Raw genomic sequence first — 17,903 nt, forward strand, 5'->3', positions numbered from 1 at the left:
CGATCTCCGCGGGCCGCCATCCCATCGGCGTCAAATGGCGGGCGCCGTGAGGAAAGGAAACCCAAGTGCTCATCTCCCAGCGACCCTCACTGGCCGAAGAGGCCGTGACCGAGACCCGCTCCCGGTTCACCATCGAACCGCTGGAGCCCGGGTTCGGCTACACCCTCGGCAACTCGCTGCGCCGGACGTTGCTGTCCTCCATTCCCGGCGCGGCGGTCACCAGCCTGCGCATCGACGGTGTGCTGCACGAGTTCACCACGATTCCGGGCGTGAAGGAGGACGTCACCGACGTCATCCTGAACCTCAAGGAGCTCGTCACGAGCTCCGAGGAGGACGAGCCGGTGACCATGTACCTGCGCAAGCAGGGCCCGGGTGAGGTCACCGCGGCGGACATCGTGCCGCCGGCCGGGGTGACCGTGCACAACCCGGATCTGCACATCGCCACGCTCAACGGCAAGGGCAAGCTGGAGATCGAGCTCGTCGTCGAGCGCGGTCGCGGCTACGTCCCTGCGGTGCAGAACAAGCAGACCGGCGCGGAGATCGGCCGCATCCCGGTGGACTCGATCTACTCGCCGGTGCTGAAGGTGACCTACAAGGTCGAGGCCACCCGCGTCGAGCAGCGCACCGACTTCGACAAGCTGATCCTGGACGTCGAGACCAAGCCGTCGATCACCCCGCGGGACGCGGTGGCTTCGGCCGGTCGGACCCTGGTTGAGCTGTTCGGGCTGGCGCGCGAGCTCAACGTGGACGCCGAGGGCATCGAGATCGGGCCGTCGCCCGCGGAGGCCGACACCATCGCGGCCTACGCGATGCCGATCGAGGACCTGGACCTGACGGTGCGCTCCTACAACTGCCTCAAGCGGGAGGGCATCCACACCGTCGGCGAGCTGGTTTCGCGCAGCGAGGCGGACCTGCTGGACATCCGCAACTTCGGTGCGAAGTCCATCGACGAGGTCAAGCTGAAGCTGGTCGGTCTGGGCCTGTCGCTCAAGGACAGCCCGCCCGGGTTCGACCCGACGGCCGCGGCCGCCGAGTACCCCTCGGAAGGCTGGGCCGCAGGCGACGACACCCCGCTGGGTTCCTTGTCGGTTGCCGAGGACGGCGACTACGACGACGGCCAGGACTACGCGGAGACAGAGCAGCTGTAGCTGTGTTGCGCGGAGGGCTACCCGATCCGCGCTTTGAGAGGAGCAACCGATGCCCACCCCCACCAAGGGAGCGCGTCTCGGCGGGTCGCCGTCGCACGAGCGGCTGATGCTGGCCAACCTGGCCACTTCGCTGTTCGAGCACGGGAAGATCACCACGACCGAGGCCAAGGCGAAGCGGCTGCGGCCGCTGGCCGAGCGTCTGATCACCAAGGCGAAAAAGGGCGATCTGCACAACCGTCGCGAGGTCATGAAGACCATCCGCGACAAGGACGTGGTGCACAAGCTGTTCGACGAGATCGGCCCGCACTTCGCGGACCGGCCGGGCGGCTACACCCGGATCATCAAGGCGATGCCGCGCCGCGGTGACAGCGCCAAGATGGCCGTGATCGCGCTGGTGACGGAGAAGACCGTCACGTCCGAGGCGGAGGCCGCGCGCGGCACCAAGTTCGCCAAGGACGCCGCCCCTGCCGAGCAGATCACCGAGGCCACGCCGGCCGAGGAGAAGGGCGGTGCCGCGGACGCCGAGGCCGTCGAGTCCACCGAGTCGGCCGAGGAGACCGAGAAGAAGGACGAGTCCTGATTCCTCCCGAAGCCGGGAACGAGCCCGCTGCTCCCTCCGGGGGCGGCGGGCTCGTTCGTCTTCGGCTGGACATCGCCTACGAGGGCACCGACTTCTCGGGCTGGGCGCGCCAGCCGGGATTGCGCACGGTGCAGGGCCTGCTCGAGGACGCGCTGGCGAAGCAGCCGCCGGGGCGTGCGGTGCCGCGCTCGGTCGTCGTGGCGGGCCGCACCGATGCCGGGGTGCACGCGGACGGGCAGGTCGTGCACGTCGACGCCGTGCCGTTCGAGTCGCCTGCGCAAGCACGAGTTCCCGTCGATGAGCGGGGCGTTCCGGATCTGGAGCGGATGCGGCACCGGTGGAACCGGATCTTGCCCGGCGACGTGCGCGTGCTGCGGGTGTCGGTGGCTCCGGAGGGGTTCGACGCGCGGTTTTCCGCGCTGCGGCGGCATTACCGGTATCAGGTCTCGGATGCGCCGTGGGGCGTGGATCCGTTGCGGCGGCGGGACACGCTGGCTTGGAACCGTCCGGTCGATGTGGACGTGCTGGATGCGTGCGCGCAGGATTTGTTGGGGCTCAAGGATTTCGCCGCGTTCTGCAAGCCGCGCGAGGGCGCCACGACGGTGCGCGAGTTGCAGCGCTTCTCCTGGGAGCGGGTGGGTGAGCACCTGATCCTCGCGCGGGTCAGCGCGGACGCCTTCTGCCATTCGATGGTGCGCAGCCTGGTGGGGGCGCTGCTCATGGTCGGCGATGGGCGGCGTGGCCGGGAGTGGCCCGCCGAGCTGGCTGATTCGGGGGAGCGGACCAGTTCGGTCGCGCCGGCGCACGGGCTCACCCTCGTGGGCGTCGATTATCCGGACGCCGCGGGGCTGGCCGACCGCGCTGCGCAGGCCAGGGCCGTTCGCACGCTGCGCTGATCCGCCTGCGACGCCGGTCTCAGCGGGTTGGCGCAAGTGGCTCCGCCGCTCCTGACCTAGGCGAGAACGCCGTGCAGTGCTTTGTCGACCAGTTCGGCGACCGCGGGCTGCGCCCGATCCCGCCGATCGCGCCGCAGGCCGATGCGGCTGCGCCGGTCCAGCACGTCCTCGGTTTCCAGTGCGCCTTCGTGCCGCACCGCCCACAGCACTTCGGCGGCGGTGAGGTCGATGCCCTCGGCGACGGGTGAGTCGAGGTCGGAGTCGAGTTCGGCCAGCGCGGCGACCCGCGCGGCTTCGGTGCCGTAGCGCGCGAGAAGCCTCGGGTCGGCTTCGACGCGCTCCAGGTCGGCGCGGGGCGCAGCCCCGACGAGCGGCACCGCGGTGGTGCGGGACGGTCCGGCGGGCAGGCCCGCGGCCCGGATCGCGGTGTCCACGGCATCCGCGGCCATCCGCCGGTAGGTGGTGAGCTTGCCGCCGACCACGGTCACCACGCCGTCCGGCGAGGTGCGCACCGCGTGTTGGCGGGACAGGTCGGCGGAATCGGACTTCTTGCGGCCCGCCGGGGCGTCCAGCAGCGGCCGCAGCCCGGCGAACGAGCCCACGACGTGCTCGCGGCTCAGCGGGACGTTCAACGCGGAGCGGGCCGCGTCGAGCAGGAAGTCCACATCGGACTCCGGTACCTCGGGTACCGATTCGATCGGCCCGCGCACCGGCTCGTCGGTCAGTCCGAGGTAGGCGGTGCCGTCGGATTGCGGCAGCAGCAACAGGAATCTCCCGCCGGAGGCGGGCAGCACCAGCGCGGTCCCGGTCAACCCGGCCGATGCGGCGTCGATGACGAGGTGCGATCCGCGCGACGGCCGCAGCCGGACGTCCGGCGCGAGCTCGCCTGCCCACACCCCGGTCGCGTTCACCACCGCCCGCGCGCGGATCCGCAGCGACTCGCCGCTGCGCCGGTCGACGGCGTCCGCGCCGTCCCGGTGCAGCGCGGTGGCGCGCACCCGGGGAAGCACCTTCGCGCCGAATCCCGCTGCGGTGCGGGCGATCGCGACGACCAGCCGCGCGTCGTCGATGAGCTGTCCGTCGTAGCTGAGCAGCCCGCCGCGAAGTCCGTCGGTGCGCAGCCCGGGCACCAGTGCGCTCGCCTGCACCGCCGGAACGTGCCGCGGCGCGGGCAGTACCGCGGACGGCGTGCGTGCGCTGCGCCGCAGGGCATCACCCGCCCGCAGGCCCGCATTGAGGATCACCTCGGATTTCCGGGAGAGTTCGTCGTGCAGCGGGATCAGCTGCGGCAGCGTGCGCACCAGGTGCGGCGCCGTGCGGGTCATGAGCACGTTGCGCTCGACCGCGCTTTCCCGCGCCAGCGGCACGTCACCGCGCGCCAGGTACCGCAGTCCACCGTGGACGAGCTTGCTCGACCAGCGGGACGTCCCCCAGGCGAGGTCTTCGGCCTCGATCAGCGCGACCCGCAGCCCGCGGGCGGCGGCGTCCAGCGCGGTGCCTGCGCCGGTCACCCCACCGCCGACCACGAGCAGGTCCAGCACCTCGTCCGCGGCGGCGGACAGTTCGGCGCTGCGCCTGCCCGCGTTCAGCGAGGTGGCGCGAAGCGATCCGGCGGGCAGCGGTGTGGCGGTCATGCGGACTCCGAACAGGCGCGGGTGAGGTTCGGCCGCAACGCGGCGTCGAGGACGTCGGCGAGTTCCGCGGCCAGCGCCCCGGGATCGGTCCCGTCGGCGGCGACCTTCGCGGAGATCACGAAGGACTGCGCGAGCAGCAGCAGCGCCCGCGTCTGCACCGCGGGATCGGATCGGCGCACCGAACCGTCCCGGTGGCCTTCGGTGACGTAACCGAGCAGGAAGGCTTCGGCCGCGCGCTGGGTGCTGCCGAGCCGTTCCACCAGGTACGGCAGCAGCAGCTCGGCGTCGGTGTCGAGCACGCGCCGCAGCAGCGGGGAGGATTGCAACTGCCGCACCGCCTCGACGGCCGTGGTCACCAGGCGCTCGCGGGCGGTCCCGGTGCCCTCGTCGTACTGGGCGCCGCGCAGGATCGCGCAGAACTCCTCGGTCATGAGCGCGTTGACCACGCTGGTCACATCCGGGAACCGGCGGTACAGCGTCATCCGGCTGATTCCGGCGCGGCGGGCGATGCCGGTGAGGGTCGTGCGCCGCACGCCGTGCGCGAGCACGCAATCCCGCGCCGCGCGCAGGATCTCGGCATCTTCCACGCGGGTGCTCCGGGGTGGTGTGCCCGACCAACCCGAGGCGCTGTGACATTGCGCCGTCATGTGTAACACTGTACTGGTGAGCGAGTTGATCGACCACACCTTGCGCAGCGGTTGGACCCCTTCGGGGGCCGGTGCGGCACCGCTGCCCGCGCACGCGCTGCGGTGGCTGTCCGCCAGGCTCGGGCTCAGCGGCGAGACGACGCCCGCGCTGCCCGCCTCGCTGCTGGACATCCCGGACGGTGCACTGCCGGAGAGCGCCCGGGCCGAGCTGGCCGACCTGGTAGGTGAGCGCTACGTGCACACCGACGGCAGCGCCCGCCTCGGCCGGGCGGGCGGGCTCTCCTACAGCGACCTGATGCGACGGCGCGACGGCACCGGTTTCGCGGTCCCGGACGCCGTGGTGCTACCCGCCGATCCCGAGCAGGTGCAGCGGCTGCTGGAGATCTGCGTGCGCCACGACGTGGCGGTGGTGCCCTTCGGCGGCGGCACCTCCGTGGTCGGCGGTGTTTCCGCGCTGCGCGGCGGGAAAACCGCCGTCATCGCGTTGGACCTGGCCCGGCTGGACCGGCTGGTGTCGGTCGACCCGGTCTCGCGGGTGGCGGTGCTGCAGGCCGGGGTGCGCGCGCCGGAAGCGGAGTCCTTGCTGGCCGCGCACGGGTTCACGCTCGGGCACTTCCCGCAGTCGTTCGAGCGCGCCACCATCGGCGGCTTCGCGGCGACCCGCTCGGCCGGGCAGGCGTCGTCGGGCTACGGCCGGTTCGCCGACCTGGTGGAAGGCGTGCGGGTGGCGACTCCGGCCGGGGAGTGGCGGCTGGGCACCGCGCCCAACTCGGCGGCAGGCCCGGATCTGCGCCAGTTCGCCATCGGCGGGGAAGGCGCGTTCGGCGTGCTCACCGAGGTGGCGTTGCGGGTGCGCCCGAAGCCTTCCGAAACCCGCTACGAGGCACTGGTGCTGGACGGCTGGCAGGCGGGTGCCGGTGCGGTGCGGGCGTTGGCCCAGCAGCGGGTGCTCGCCGACGTGACCCGTCTGTCCGATGTGGACGAGACCGCGGTGCAGCTGGAACTGTCCGGCGCGACGAAGGCGCGTGCGCTGCGAACGTTGTTGCGCGGCAGGGGGATCAGCGAACCGTGCATGTTGGTGCTCGGCTGGGAGGCGGCCACCGGGGCCGAGCTCAAACAACGCCGCGCGGCGACTTTTCGCGCATTGCGCGGATTCCGCACGTTCAAGCTGGGTGCGCGTGGCGGCGAGTCCTGGCGCGCCAACAGGTTCGCGGCTCCGCGGCAGCGGGATGCGTTGCTGGACGTCGGCGTGTGCGTGGAGACATTGGAGACCGCCACGCACTGGTCCCGGCTGGCCGAGCTGCGCTCGGCGGTGCGCGCGGCGCTGATCGGGGCGTTGGACGGCGACGGCCGGACGCCCATCGTGATGTGCCACCTCTCGCACGCCTACGAAACGGGAGCTTCGCTGTACTTCACGGTGCTCGCGGCGCGGGATTCCGACGACCCGATCGGCCAGTGGCAGCGCGCGAAGAAGGCCGCCACCGACGCCATCGCCGAACGCCCGCCCGGCGGCGAAATCGGCCGCGGCACGCTGACCCACCACCACGCCGTGGGCGCGGATCACCTGCCGTGGCTGGAATCCGAGGTCGGTCCGGTCGGCACGGCGGTGCTGGGCGCGGCGAAGCGGGCGGTGGACCCGACCGGCATCCTGAACCCCGGCAAGCTGGTGGACTGACCGGAGCCGTCGAACCTGCCTCGCTTCAGCGCCGCGAGGAACGCGCACCACTGCGGTTTCGGCACGCTCAGCTGCCCGGCGGAACGGTTCTTGGTGTCCCGGATCGCCGCCGTGTCCGCGAAACCGCCGACTTCCACGCAGCCGCTGTTCGCTCCGGATCGACTGGATTTGTGCCAGCCGCTCATGATCGATTCCCCCCTCCGGTTCCCGCGCGGGGGCGCTCGAGGTGACCGGAGTCGGGGCCGAGCCGCGCCGGCGCGCTGGAACCGCGAGTCATGGTATCCGCGGCGAAGATCGGAAATGGCGGAATCGGGGAATCGGCTCGGAGCATCGCGAGTTCCCGCGAGCATCCGCAAGCGATTGGACCGAGCGGCCGCCGGACCGCTCGAAAAGCAGTCGCCGACGAGCGAACGAACCGCCTGCCCCGTTGCAGCGGCGGGCGGTCCGTTCGCTGGAGATCCGGTCGGCGGTCAGACCGTGACGAGCATCTTTCCGGTGTTCTCACCGCGCAGCAGGCCCAGGAAAGCCTCGGGCGCATTGCGCAGGCCCTCCACCACGGTCTCGGTGTAGTGGATCCGGCCATCGCGCACCAGCGGTGCGACGTGGTCGACGAACTGGTCCTTCAGGTTCGCGTGGTCGATCACGATGAAGCCCTGGATGTGCAGGCGCTTCTTCACGATCTGGAACATGTTCCGCGGGCCCGGCTCCGGCTTGGCGTTGTTGTACTGCGAGATCGCGCCGCAGGCGGCGACCCGGCCGAAGTCGTTGAGGTTGTCCATGGCGGCTTCGAGGTGGTCCCCGCCGACGTTGTCGAAGTACACCTCGAGCCCGTCCGGCGCTGCCTGGGCCAGCTGATCGGCGACCGGCGCGTCCTTGTAGTTGAACGCGGCGTCGAAGCCGAGGTCCTCGGTGACGTGCCGGACCTTCTCCGCGGAGCCGGCGCTGCCGATCACCTTGGCCGCACCGCTCAGCTTGGCCAGCTGCCCGGCCAGCGAGCCGACCGCGCCCGCGGCGCCGGAGACGAACACGGTGTCGCCCTCCTGGAAACGGGCGACGTCGAACAGGCCGGCGTAGGCGGTCATGCCCGGCATTCCCAGCACACCCAGGTAGGCGTTCAGCGGCGCGGCATCCGGGTCCACGGCGGTCGCGTGGTCGGCGCTGAGGGTGGCGTACTCGCGCCAGCCGAGCGCGTGCAGCACGTGCTGGCCGACCTGGAACTTCGGCGAGTTCGACGCGATGATCTCGCCGACCGCGCCGCCGTCGAGCGGCTTGCCGAGCTGGAACGGTGCGACGTAGGAGCGCACGTCGTTCATCCGACCGCGCATCGCCGGGTCGACGCTCATGACCTTGTTGCGCACCAGGATCTCGCCGTCACCGGGAGCGGCCACCGGGGCCTCGGCGATCTCGAAGTTCTCCTGGGTCGGCCAGCCCTGCGGGCGGGCGGCGAGCCGGATCTCCACGCCGAGGTCGGGAAGTGCCTGGGTCGTCACACTGACCTCCATATACGGAACTTATCGGTACCGAAAATGTCACGCCGAGGACGGGTCTCCGCACTGGATGGATCTCCGTTCCGGATCCGACCGGCTGCCCCGGCGCGACGACGGCCTCTCGACGAGACAACGCCGTGCGGCCGCCGCTCCATTCCACCTGACGGATCACCGCAGGGCAGAACCGGCCGCGGTGCCCGACCCGGGCTACTCTTCCCGCTTGCCGCGGCGCAGCGTGGGAGTCCAGCGGGACTTCTCCAGCGAGCGGCGCAAACCGAGGTAGGCGGATTGCATCAGCGCGATCAGGTCGGCGGCGCGGCCCGGCTGCGCCCGGTGGTCCGGCTGCGGCATCGGGGTCACCCGCATCCAGCGCTCGTCCCACAGCGCTTCCATCGCGTGGTTCCAGCGCAGCTCGGCGCCCTCGACCACGTCGTCGCGCTGCTGCTCGGCCTCGGCGATCCGCTCGTCCGCCGACGCGACCTCCTTGGCCAGCCGGGCCGCCTTCTCCCGCTCGTGCTCGCGCATCTTCTCCGCGGCGCCGGTCGCGGCGGCGATGATCTCCTTGTAGCGGGACGAAGCCGGGACCTGCGGATCGGTCACTGCACGTCCTCCTGCGAAAGCGCGGCGGAGAGGTCGAACGGGAGCACCACTTCCGGCTGCGAGTGGACCGAGCGGTCGAAGAACAACCCGCGCCGCTCCCGTGGCGACCAGTTCACCAGCTGCCCGGCGGCGAAGCTGGACAGCTCCTGGCCGTGCACGTCGAACGCGATCCACGCGCCGATCTCGTCGACCGGGCCCATCAGCGTGTTCTTCAGCCGTTGCGGGCTGCGCCACCAGCCGAGCACGTGCATCCGCTGCTCCGGGCCCTGCTTGAGCAGCTTGCGCAGCCGGTCCAAGCCGCTGGTCAGCGTCGCCGGGTCCTTGCGTTCCAGCAGCGAGTGCGCCGCGTCCACGCCGTAGATCAGCACGTAGTGCGGGGTGTGGTCGGAGTCCTCCGCGCCGGAAGCGCGCTTGTCCAGCTCCGCGGCCAGTTCCTCGACGGTCTTGTCGACGTCGCCGAAACCGTAGGACTGCACCGCGTGCCCGTCCCCGAGCAGCGCCTGCACCAGCTGCCGCACGTCCGGCTCGACCTCCTCCACCAGACCCAGCGCGGTGAACCGGGCACTGCCCGGCTCGTGCTGGCGGGCCAGCGACAGCGCCGCCGCGCCCAGCACGCTGGTGGCGTCCACCCGCACCGAACCGAGCACCGCGATGTTGCGCCCCGGCGAGCGGGCCAGCCGCACCTCCGCCGCGGTGCCGTCCACGTCGATGACCTGACCGAGCAGCGCCGCCGGGGTGCCCGCCGCGGTGCTCAGTGCGCGGAAATCAGCCAGCGCGGCCAGCGAGGGCAGCAGCGAGCCGTCGAACAGCCGCGGTGGCGCCGAGCCCTCCGGGCGCTGCTCCCACAACCGCCGCTGCAACACGTCGAACGTGCCCTTCGCGGTGGCGTCCGGGATGCGCGCGACGTCGTTGCCGTGCTTGACGCCGGACTCGTGGTTGACCACCGCGTGCCAGCGCGGCAGCTCCAGCGCGGCGTCGTTCTGCTCGGCCAGCACCCGCCGCGCCTTGGGCAGCGCGATGCGCAGGATGAACTGCTCGAAGATCGCGGGCTTGCCCCAGAACGCCTCGATCCCGGAAACGTCCTGGCTGGCCAGCACCAGGTGGATGCCCTGCGAGCGGCCGCGCCGGGCGACGTCCTCCAGCAGCGAGGTCGCCTGCGTGGAAACGGTGTCGCGTTCGGCGAACAGGTACTGGAACTCGTCGATCACCGCGACGATCCGCGGCCACCGCCCGTCCGGGTCCTCCGCGCGCAGCTCCTCGAGCTTGGTGACCTCGTGCTCCTTGGCCGCGTCGGCACGTCTGCGCATCTCGGTCGACAGGAATCGCAGCAGCGCCAGGCCGAACTCGCGGTCGGCGTTCACGTTCACCCCGACCAGCTGCGCGTGCGGCAGCCAGGTCGGGTCCCGGCGGCCCGGGGTGAACTGCGCGAACGAGACGCCCTCCTTGAAGTCGAGCAGGTACAGCTCCAGCTCGTCCGGCGAATAGCGGGCCGCCATCCCGCCGAGCATCGAGTACAGGAGGTTCGTCTTGCCGGAGCCGCTCGGGCCGCCGATCAGCGTGTGCGGGCTCGCGTCGCCGAGGGTCACCTTCGACGGCTCGCCTTCGTGGAAACCCACCGGAGCCTGCAATCCGGACGCGGAGCGCTGCGTCCAGATCTGCTCCGGCACCAGATCGTCGAACGTGCGCACGCGCGCGCGATGGGTGATGAACTCCTGCGCGATGGCGGTGCACGCCTTGGTGACCTGGTCGCGCGGCGGCGCCTCGTCCAGCCGCACGGCGGTTTCCGGGCCGGTCATGCTGGTGCGGACATCGTCGGCATCCAGCAGCCGCACCGACTCCACCGAGCTGTTCACGGTCATCGGCAGGTCCGCAACGATCAGCTGGATCCCGCAGGCCAGGCCGTTGCGGGCCACGCGCTGCAGCTGCTGCTGCCGTTCCTCCCGCAGCGGTTCGCCATCGCCGAACAGGACCGCCACGCGCCACGGCTCATCGCGCTGACCGGTCTGCTCGGCCAGCGATCGCAGCGAGATGTGCCCGCCGTTGAGCGCGTTGGTGTGGATCCGGCGGATGTGGTCGGACAGCTCTTCGAGCATCTCGCCGAGCCGCGTCGGGTCGTGCGCGGTCAGCAGTTCCGCATTGGTCAGCGGGTACAGGCCCGGCAGCGTGCCGGTCAGCTGCGCGACGTCCCAGACGTGCACGCGCACCAGCCCGGGCTTGTAGTGGCTGAGCATCCGCAGCAGCAGGTTCTGCACCAGCGCCTCGCGCGCCTCGGTGGTCTGCGAGCTCGACGTGATGCGCAGGTGCGACTCGTCGAGCATCGGCATCGCCACCGGGAACGGGCGCGGGTCCGGCGATTCCGGCACGTGGCCGGTTCCGATCCGCCACAGCTGCGGCGGGGGCGAGTTCAGCTCCGCGGTGCCGGTCGTGCCGAGCCATTCGTGCATCGGCCGCCCCGCGGTGCCCGGTGCGGCCGCGGCGACCAGTTCGGTGAGCTGGTCGGGACCGTCGCCGGTCCAGCCGGTGAACAACCGCTCGCGTTCGGCGCGGGCTTCCCGCAGCGCGCTGTCGAAGGCCAGGCTCGGGGTGTCTTCGATCGAATCCGGATCGCGCTCCACCGCTGCCAGTCCCGTCGTGGCGATGCGCTTGGCGAATTCCTGCTCGGCGAACGAGACGCGGACCCGGTCGAGTTCGTTCTCCGCGGCGCCGAGGGCACCGGCGACGGTGCTGCGCAGGTGGTCGAAGGCCGACTCGATGCTGCTACGCCGCTCGTTGCGTTTGCGCACACCCCACCTCGGCAGCCGGTGTTACGGACCGTGAGGAAACTACCACCCGAAGGTTTCCTGGAGTCGGTTCCGGTGGCACTCGCCACCGCTGGATTCCGGTGCGGCCGCTCGGAGACGGCCGTCCGGCCGGTCGACTCACAGCCCTGCGGCGTACGTACGCAACGTGTCCACCACGTGCGCCACCGCCGCCTGAGTTCGCTCGAGCTGGTCGTCCGCGTGGGACATTCCCGCCGGTACCACGGTCTCCGGATGATCCGGATCCAACTTCGCCAATGCGACCTTCGCCTCCGCCAGTGAACGGCGGCCTGCGGTGAGGCCGCGGTTCGCCTCGTCGAGCTTCGCCTCGGTGGCGCGCAGCGCCGCCATCAGCTCCGTCAGCGACGACACGTCACAGCCGTCCCGCGTAGCCCTCGGCCTGCGTGATGCTGGACCGGATCGCGCCCTGTACCGCGGTCAGGTTGCTCACGGCTTCGGAGAGCATTCCGTACGCCTGGTGAACATCGTCCTGCACGCTGTCGTGCGTCGCCCCGTGCAGAGCCGTTCGCGCCTCGTCCAGCGACGAGATCGCTTCCTGAATCCTCCCGAGGCTCTCGTCGGCCTTGTCCTTGGCGCGTGCAACTTCCTGGCGAACTTCATCCACGCTTGCCATGTGTTCTTCGCCGACCCTTCCGCCGAAGGTGATCAGTTGACGGTGCAAAGTTATCCCGCGCCACCCGCCCGGACGCGGGCAGGGCGGCGGTGTTGATCAGGGGTGGCCCCCTGGTGCGACGAACCGGCTCGGCCGTCCGGACGCGCCCGGACGGCCGGTGCGCGCTCATCCCGCCGGCTGCCGCTGAGCCGGGTCCGGCGCCGCTGCGTTCAACTCCACGGCCGCGATCCCGGACCGCGGCGTCGGCGCCGCCGACCACCGCGACATCGCGCTGCTGTCCCGCACCCGCAGCCGCGACCAGCCGTCGCCGCCGAGCGCGGTGACCGCGCCCAGCACGATCTCGGCCGGTTCTCCCGGAGACGGGCCGAGATCCAGCGCAACCCGCACCACCGGCGGATGTTCGGAGCAGCCGGTGATCGTCGGCTGCCGCGACAACCTGGCCGCCAGCGCGCGAGCAGGCCACTCGGCACCCGCGCGGCGCTCGGTGACCACGTCGACCAGCAGTTGCAGCCGGGCCCGCGGCCTGCCGTGCTCGTCCACGTCGTCGATGCCCGGTTCCGGTGCGGGCGGGGCGGGTTCGTCCGGGTCGTCCGCGAAGGTGTCGACGGCGACGTCGTCGGCACCGGCTCCGTCCTGCAGCACCGGCCCGGCGGCCCACGCCTCCAGCAGCAGTCGTTCCCCGCCCGGAACCAGCTCGCCGACCAGTTCCGGATCGTCGATCACGGCCCACGCCGCAGGCGGCTCGCACGCCACCCGTTGGCCGCTGTAGAGCGAACCGAGCTCGCGCAGGAAGGTGCGCACCGCGCGGGCAAGCGCGGCCGGACCGGTGTGCGTCGAGGCCGCGGGCCTGCTGATCGTTACCGACCAGCAGCCCGGTTCCTCGTCGGAGCAGTCGCCGGACTCCACGATCCGGCCGCCGACGCGCTGCAGCAGCGGCAGGCACGCCTCGCGGGCGCGACCGTCGTCCTCGGCGCCGAGCACGACGGTGATGAGCAGTTCCAGGCCGGTGTTCTCAGTCATCGCGCGGAGATTGTCCCGCATCCTTCGCAACCCGGCGAAGGGTTGATCAGGTGAACTCCCGGCGACCGGTGGCGGCGCTGCGAACGAGCGATGGCCCGCCCCGTTCGGGTGCGGGCCATCGGTGTCGATGCGGGTCAGGAGCGGGGAGTGCCGCCACCGCTGCGCTGGCCACCGGTGCCGCTCTGGCCGCCGGAACCGCTCTGGCCGCCGGTGCCGGAGCCGCCGGTCTCGGTCCGGCCGGAGCTGCCGCGTCCGTCGGAGCGCTCGTGGTGCCTGCCGCTCTGGTCCTGCACGTCGAAGCGCTCCATCCGCACCTCGTCCTGCACGGTCCGTTCCTCGGTGACCGTCTCGGTGCGCAGCCGGATCCGCTCCACCGGAACGGATTCCTTGCTCACCGTCGGCCGGTCCTCGTGCAGCACGACCTCCTGCTCCTCCTCGCCCATCCGGGCCGAGGACATCGAACCGCGCTCGGACTCGCTGATCGGCTCGCGCTCGATGCGGACCTCTTCGTGGCTGACCGGCACGGTCACCGACTGCTGCTCGGTGACGACGTACTTGCGCACCCGCACCCGGCCGGATTCCGCCTGCTCGGTGTTGATCCGCAGCCGTTCCTCGCAGCGGGTCATCGACTTCATGCCCGCGCTGTCCCCGCGAGTCGGGCTCTCGCCCGCGGTGCGTTGCGCCGTGGCGCCCGACTGGCGGGTTCCGGACATCGAGCCGGTCTCGGTCGCGCCCGTCGTGGTCGACGCCGTGCCCGCAGCCGAGGTCGACGCGGTCCCGGTTTCGGAACCGGTGGCGCTCGAACGGCTCTCCTGCTCGGTGGTACGGCTCCCGGAAGCCGCGGTCGCGGTTCCCGCGGCAGCACCCTCGGTGCCGCCGGTGCTCTGCTGCCGCGGCACGTCCCGCTGCTGCGGCGAGGTCGAACCGGGCTGCATCCCGTAGTAGGTGTAGAGGTCACGGCCCTCGTTGTCGGAGAGGTGGCCGTGTTCCACGTCGACGCGCGGGGCGTCGCGCACCTTCTCCTTGGACACCCCCACGTTGATGCCCCGGTCACTTCGCTCCGCACCGGTCAGCGGCACGAAGCTCTCCTTCGTGCCGAACATCCCGGTGCGCACGGTGACCCATTCCGGCTGGTGGCTGCTGTCGTCGACGTAGACGTTGCCGACCCGGCCGATGCGTTCGCCGCCGGTGTCGTACACGTCGCTGCCGATCAAGTCCTGCGCACGCTTCACGTCCTTCATGACTACCGCCTCACTCGTCGCTGCCGGAGCAGCTCGGGATCGTCCGAAGGCCGCCGGAAAAGCAGCCCGCTCCGGGGGCCGGTCGCCGACGCTTCCAACGCTGCGCTCCGAAACAGCAGGTCGCAACCGGTCGGCCGGCGACGTCGACCCGTGTGAGTGATAGTCGAACTGCGCGATCGAGTCGAAGTGATCGAGGGTGCGCAGTCAGCACTACGAACGAGTAATAGCAGCAGACCGTTCGGGTTTCACGTGTTGAGCTCGCGCCCGACGAAGGTCAGCACTTCCTCGACCACCTCGGCCTTGTTCGTCTCGTTGAACAGCTCGTGCCGCGCGCCGGGGTAGATGTGCTCGTGGAATTCGGTGCCGCGCACCCGGTCGATGCCGGTCCGGGTGTCCGCTTCCGGAACCAGTTCGTCGTCCGCGCCGTGCAGCCACAGCGTCGGAATCCGCAACGCCGGGCCATCGTTGATCTCGGTGAGGCAGCGGTCGACCATCGTCAACGTCGTGTGCTTGAACGGGCCGTGCCACACCCGAGGGTCCTCGGTGTACTCGCGGCCGACCTCCGGGTCGCGGGACAACGTCGCCGGGTCGATGCGGGTCTGCGGGATCTCGTCGCACTCCAGCAGATCCAGCACGTGCCAGGTGCCCAGCACCGGCGCGGAGAGCACCAGGGCGGCCAGCGCGTCCGGGTGCTTCTGCGCGAAGCGCACCGCGAACATGCCGCCCAGCGAATGCCCGATCAGCACCACCGGCAGGTCCGGGTGCCGCACGAGGACGTCTCGGCGCACCGCGTCGAGGTCCGCGATGACCTGATCGGCGTCGGGAACCGCCGCCCACTCGCCGGGCGACTCGCCGTGGCCGACGTGGTCCTCGGCCACCACCAGCGCGCGGTTGCCGACCAGCTGCTCGGCCAGCCACTGGTAGCGGCCCGAGTGCTCGCCGTAGCCGTGCGCGAGCAAGGCGATCCAGCCGGGCGAGCGCCCGGACCACTCGCGCACCACGCGCTCGCCGCCGGAACCCGACACCCGTCGCTGCGAAGGCTCGATCATGCCCTCACCTCAGCACACCGTTGCTTTCCCGGCCAGCACCCGAGCCGCTCGCGTGTGGGCGCGCGGCGGAACCCGGTCGGCTCCGCCGCGCGCCCCGGTGCACGACGTCGACTCGATCTGCGCCGGTGTGGCGGAAGCGGCTGATGCGGCTTGAAAAGCCGGCACCGGAGCAGGTTCCGCGACGGGCAACACGGATCCCGATCAGGCGTGGTAAGCGCTGCCGTCGATCGAGCCGAAGCCGCACACCGGGCCGAACTGCCAGCTCACCGTGAGCGGGTCGGTCTCGTCCGGCGGGATCACCTGCGCGCTGGCAGGGCGCGGCTGGCAGGGGCCATCGGTCGGCTCGCCCTGGTGCGGCACGGCCGTCCAGTGCAAGGTCGCGCTGGCCGAATCGCCCGGTGCGAGCCGGACCACCTCCGGGCCGGGGCTCGGCGTCCGCTCGACGTCCGTCGGCAACGGGTCGCCGTTCTCGTCGATCAGCTGCATCCCGCCGTAGCCGTACAGCGTGCACGCTTCGCCGCTGGTGTTGGTCAGCACCAGCTCGGCGTAGCGCTGGCCGGCACCCGGCTCACCGCGCTGCACGTTGCCGGACAGCATCGAGGTGTGGCAGCGCTCCACCTGGGAGGGCTGCGCCTGCGCCTGCTCGCGCGCCGGTTCCGTGGCCGGTTCAGCGGCCGGCTCCGCACTGCTTTCCGCAGCCGGGGACGGCCTCGACGCCGGTTCCGGAGCCGGTGCGGGCGCCGGGGAACTCGGCGTGACCGCGTTGCCTGCCGCGTTCGGCAGCTCGGCCTGGTTCGCGATCGTGCCGCAGCCGCCGAGCAGCGCTGCGGTCAGCACCGCCGCTCCGGCAGGTCCGAGTCGGTTCAGCTTGCCCATGCGTTGCGGGGTCACGGTGACCACCTCCGTCGGCCGCCTCGTGCGGCGGGTTTTCGATTACCGGTCCGCTGATATGAGGACGTATGGCGCCGTGGGCGGTTGCACGTCTGGCGCCCGATCCGCCCGAGTTCCCCCGGATGGCGGGCAGTGCTGCCGGGTCAACCCTCCCGCTGCCCGCGGCACGTCGCGACCTGCCGGACCGCTGCGAACAGGTCGCCGGGGAGGACCGCGGCCGTGCACTGCCGCAACAGGCCCGTTCGGGTTGCCACCTTGACCTGAACGGCGGAACTGCATGATCGTCGACCTCCGATACTTTGAGTTGCGCCCGGTGTGCGGCGGGCGAACCGTTCCGGCGGTTTCCCGGGAAATGCCGCCCCCGGGGCGTGCACAGAACGCAGAACCGAACGCAATCGCCGTGGCGCGGGCGCGCGGCGCGCGCCGCCGGAATTCGGCGCAGTGAGGGGGTCGGCATGGCAGGTCACATTCCGGGAATCGATGTTTCGAAGCATCAGGGGGAACCGGACTGGGCAGCGGTTCGCGGCGCCGGATACGCCTTCGCCTACATCAAAGCCACCGAAGGCATCGGGTACGTGAGCCCGACGCTGGACGCGCAGCTCGGCGGGGCGCGCGGGGCGGGCTTGGTCACCGGGCTGTACCACTACGCACGACCGGACACCAACGCACCGGAGGCCGAGGCGGCCGACTTCGCGGGGCAGCTGGCGCGGACCAACTCCAGCGCGGGCGGGAACCTGCCGCCGTGCCTGGACATGGAGACCGAAGGCGGCGACCTCGCCGCTTGGACCAAGGGGTTTATCGCCGCGCTGCGCGGGCACACCGGACGCAACGAGGTCGTCGTGTACGCATCGTCGAGCTGGTTGTCCGGGAAGCTCGCCACCGACTCGTGGGTCGACCCCGGAGTGTCCCTCTGGGTGGCGCACTACGGGCGTCCACCGGGGGAGCCGGGCTACCTCACCGACCGGGTCGCGATCCACCAGCACGCTGACGACGGCCAGGTTCCCGGCATCGGCGGGGCGACCGACCTGAACGTTTCGCTGGTGGACCTGCAGGTCCTGACGGGTGGAACCGGACCGGCGCCCGCGCCGCAACCGGCTCCGCAGCCCGCGCCGGAGACCTACGTGGTGCAGCCGGGCGACACGCTTTCCGACATCGGGAACAAGGTGGGCGTGCCGTGGCAGACGGTCGCGCAGGCCAACGGCATCACCGACCCGAACCTGATCTACGTGGGGCAAGTGCTGCGCATCCCGCGGTGAGCCACTGCGGAGTTGCACTTCGACCGGCAGCGGGCGGCGAGAAGTCCGCTGCACCGGTTCCGGTCGGCGTGCGGGCAGCACGGCGGGCCCGCACGACCGGCCGCAGCCCGTCGGGGAGCGGGCGCCGAAACGGTTCGACATGTCGGTCCGATCACCATTTCGACGACCGAAGTTGTTGATCTTGATTGTGCGTGCCGGGTCGAGCGGGACGTCGTCGTCCCTGCAAATGGCGGGTTCCCGGCGCGGCGGATCAGCTCTGCGTAGCTGAGGGAAACTCCCGGGTTGATGTGTTGCTGACAAAGGCCCCGGAGGGGTTGTTCTAGAGTCGGGCACATGGATCCGGCGGA

General features: G+C 71.3%; 17 protein-coding genes. 5 read left to right on the forward strand and 12 right to left on the reverse strand.

Annotated elements, in window-relative coordinates:
• The first annotated feature begins 65 nt into the window (after positions 1 to 65).
• From V1457_RS10315 to V1457_RS10325, 3 genes are all read left to right on the forward strand, one after another.
• The gene (locus tag V1457_RS10315) at positions 66 to 1,148 is read left to right on the forward strand and encodes a DNA-directed RNA polymerase subunit alpha (RefSeq protein ID WP_200069057.1); all 1,083 of its coding nucleotides are present in this window, start codon (positions 66 to 68) and stop codon (positions 1,146 to 1,148) included.
• Between the two features lie 49 nt (positions 1,149 to 1,197).
• Positions 1,198 to 1,728: a 50S ribosomal protein L17 gene (rplQ, locus tag V1457_RS10320; protein ID WP_338602883.1), complete on the forward strand. Its 531-nt coding sequence runs from the start codon at positions 1,198 to 1,200 to the stop codon at positions 1,726 to 1,728.
• Positions 1,729 to 1,793: 65 nt separating this feature from the next.
• Positions 1,794 to 2,624 carry a tRNA pseudouridine synthase A gene (locus V1457_RS10325; protein ID WP_338604925.1) on the forward strand — a complete coding sequence of 277 codons (831 nt, stop codon included), beginning with the start codon at positions 1,794 to 1,796 and terminating at the stop codon, positions 2,622 to 2,624.
• A gap of 56 nt (positions 2,625 to 2,680) precedes the next feature.
• Here V1457_RS10325 and V1457_RS10330 read toward each other — a convergent pair whose 3' ends face one another.
• A complete protein-coding gene (locus tag V1457_RS10330) occupies positions 2,681 to 4,258 on the reverse strand; it encodes a glycerol-3-phosphate dehydrogenase/oxidase (protein WP_200069059.1) in 1,578 nt (525 codons plus the stop codon).
• Positions 4,255 to 4,905, reverse strand: a complete 651-nt coding sequence (locus V1457_RS10335) for a TetR/AcrR family transcriptional regulator (protein ID WP_338602886.1) — start codon at positions 4,903 to 4,905, stop codon at positions 4,255 to 4,257. The genes V1457_RS10330 and V1457_RS10335 overlap by 4 nt, the downstream gene beginning before the upstream one ends.
• 16 nt (positions 4,906 to 4,921) lie before the next feature.
• Here V1457_RS10335 and V1457_RS10340 point away from each other — a divergent pair, with 16 nt between their 5' ends.
• Complete coding sequence (locus tag V1457_RS10340; RefSeq protein ID WP_338602889.1) at positions 4,922 to 6,580, forward strand: FAD-binding oxidoreductase; 1,659 nt, start codon at positions 4,922 to 4,924, stop codon at positions 6,578 to 6,580.
• On the opposite strand, the gene V1457_RS10345 is transcribed toward V1457_RS10340, so the two are convergent.
• The 10 genes from V1457_RS10345 to V1457_RS10390 form a co-directional block, all read right to left on the reverse strand.
• Positions 6,466 to 6,930, reverse strand: coding sequence for a DUF397 domain-containing protein (locus V1457_RS10345; protein ID WP_338602892.1), 465 nt, complete (start codon positions 6,928 to 6,930; stop codon positions 6,466 to 6,468). The genes V1457_RS10340 and V1457_RS10345 overlap by 115 nt on opposite strands.
• A 120-nt stretch (positions 6,931 to 7,050) precedes the next feature.
• Positions 7,051 to 8,070 carry an NADP-dependent oxidoreductase gene (locus tag V1457_RS10350; RefSeq protein WP_338602895.1) on the reverse strand — a complete coding sequence of 340 codons (1,020 nt, stop codon included), beginning with the start codon at positions 8,068 to 8,070 and terminating at the stop codon, positions 7,051 to 7,053.
• A gap of 204 nt (positions 8,071 to 8,274) precedes the next feature.
• On the reverse strand, positions 8,275 to 8,667 hold the full coding sequence (locus V1457_RS10355) for a hypothetical protein (RefSeq protein WP_200069064.1): 393 nt from the start codon (positions 8,665 to 8,667) through the stop codon (positions 8,275 to 8,277).
• On the reverse strand, positions 8,664 to 11,450 hold the full coding sequence (locus tag V1457_RS10360) for an FtsK/SpoIIIE domain-containing protein (protein WP_338602898.1): 2,787 nt from the start codon (positions 11,448 to 11,450) through the stop codon (positions 8,664 to 8,666). The genes V1457_RS10355 and V1457_RS10360 overlap by 4 nt, the downstream gene beginning before the upstream one ends.
• A 135-nt stretch (positions 11,451 to 11,585) precedes the next feature.
• Positions 11,586 to 11,837: a hypothetical protein gene (locus V1457_RS10365; RefSeq protein WP_200069066.1), complete on the reverse strand. Its 252-nt coding sequence runs from the start codon at positions 11,835 to 11,837 to the stop codon at positions 11,586 to 11,588.
• 1 nt (position 11,838) lies between these two features.
• Entirely contained in the window at positions 11,839 to 12,099 is a 261-nt protein-coding gene (locus V1457_RS10370) for a hypothetical protein (RefSeq protein WP_200069067.1), read from the reverse strand.
• 165 nt (positions 12,100 to 12,264) lie between these two features.
• Positions 12,265 to 13,119: a hypothetical protein gene (locus tag V1457_RS10375; protein WP_338602903.1), complete on the reverse strand. Its 855-nt coding sequence runs from the start codon at positions 13,117 to 13,119 to the stop codon at positions 12,265 to 12,267.
• A 134-nt stretch (positions 13,120 to 13,253) separates the two neighbouring features.
• A complete protein-coding gene (locus tag V1457_RS10380) occupies positions 13,254 to 14,360 on the reverse strand; it encodes a PRC and DUF2382 domain-containing protein (protein WP_338602907.1) in 1,107 nt (368 codons plus the stop codon).
• A 245-nt stretch (positions 14,361 to 14,605) separates the two neighbouring features.
• Entirely contained in the window at positions 14,606 to 15,409 is an 804-nt protein-coding gene (locus tag V1457_RS10385; RefSeq protein ID WP_200069070.1) for an alpha/beta hydrolase, read from the reverse strand.
• Between the two features lie 201 nt (positions 15,410 to 15,610).
• Positions 15,611 to 16,300, reverse strand: coding sequence for a DUF4232 domain-containing protein (locus V1457_RS10390; RefSeq protein WP_338602910.1), 690 nt, complete (start codon positions 16,298 to 16,300; stop codon positions 15,611 to 15,613).
• A gap of 455 nt (positions 16,301 to 16,755) precedes the next feature.
• On the opposite strand from V1457_RS10390, the gene V1457_RS10395 reads away from it, so the two are divergent.
• Positions 16,756 to 17,556, forward strand: coding sequence for a GH25 family lysozyme (locus V1457_RS10395; RefSeq protein WP_338602913.1), 801 nt, complete (start codon positions 16,756 to 16,758; stop codon positions 17,554 to 17,556).
• Positions 17,557 to 17,903 lie beyond the last annotated feature (347 nt).

It is taken from the genome of Saccharopolyspora sp. SCSIO 74807, from assembly GCF_037023755.1.
Lineage (GTDB): Bacteria > Actinomycetota > Actinomycetes > Mycobacteriales > Pseudonocardiaceae > Saccharopolyspora_C > Saccharopolyspora_C galaxeae.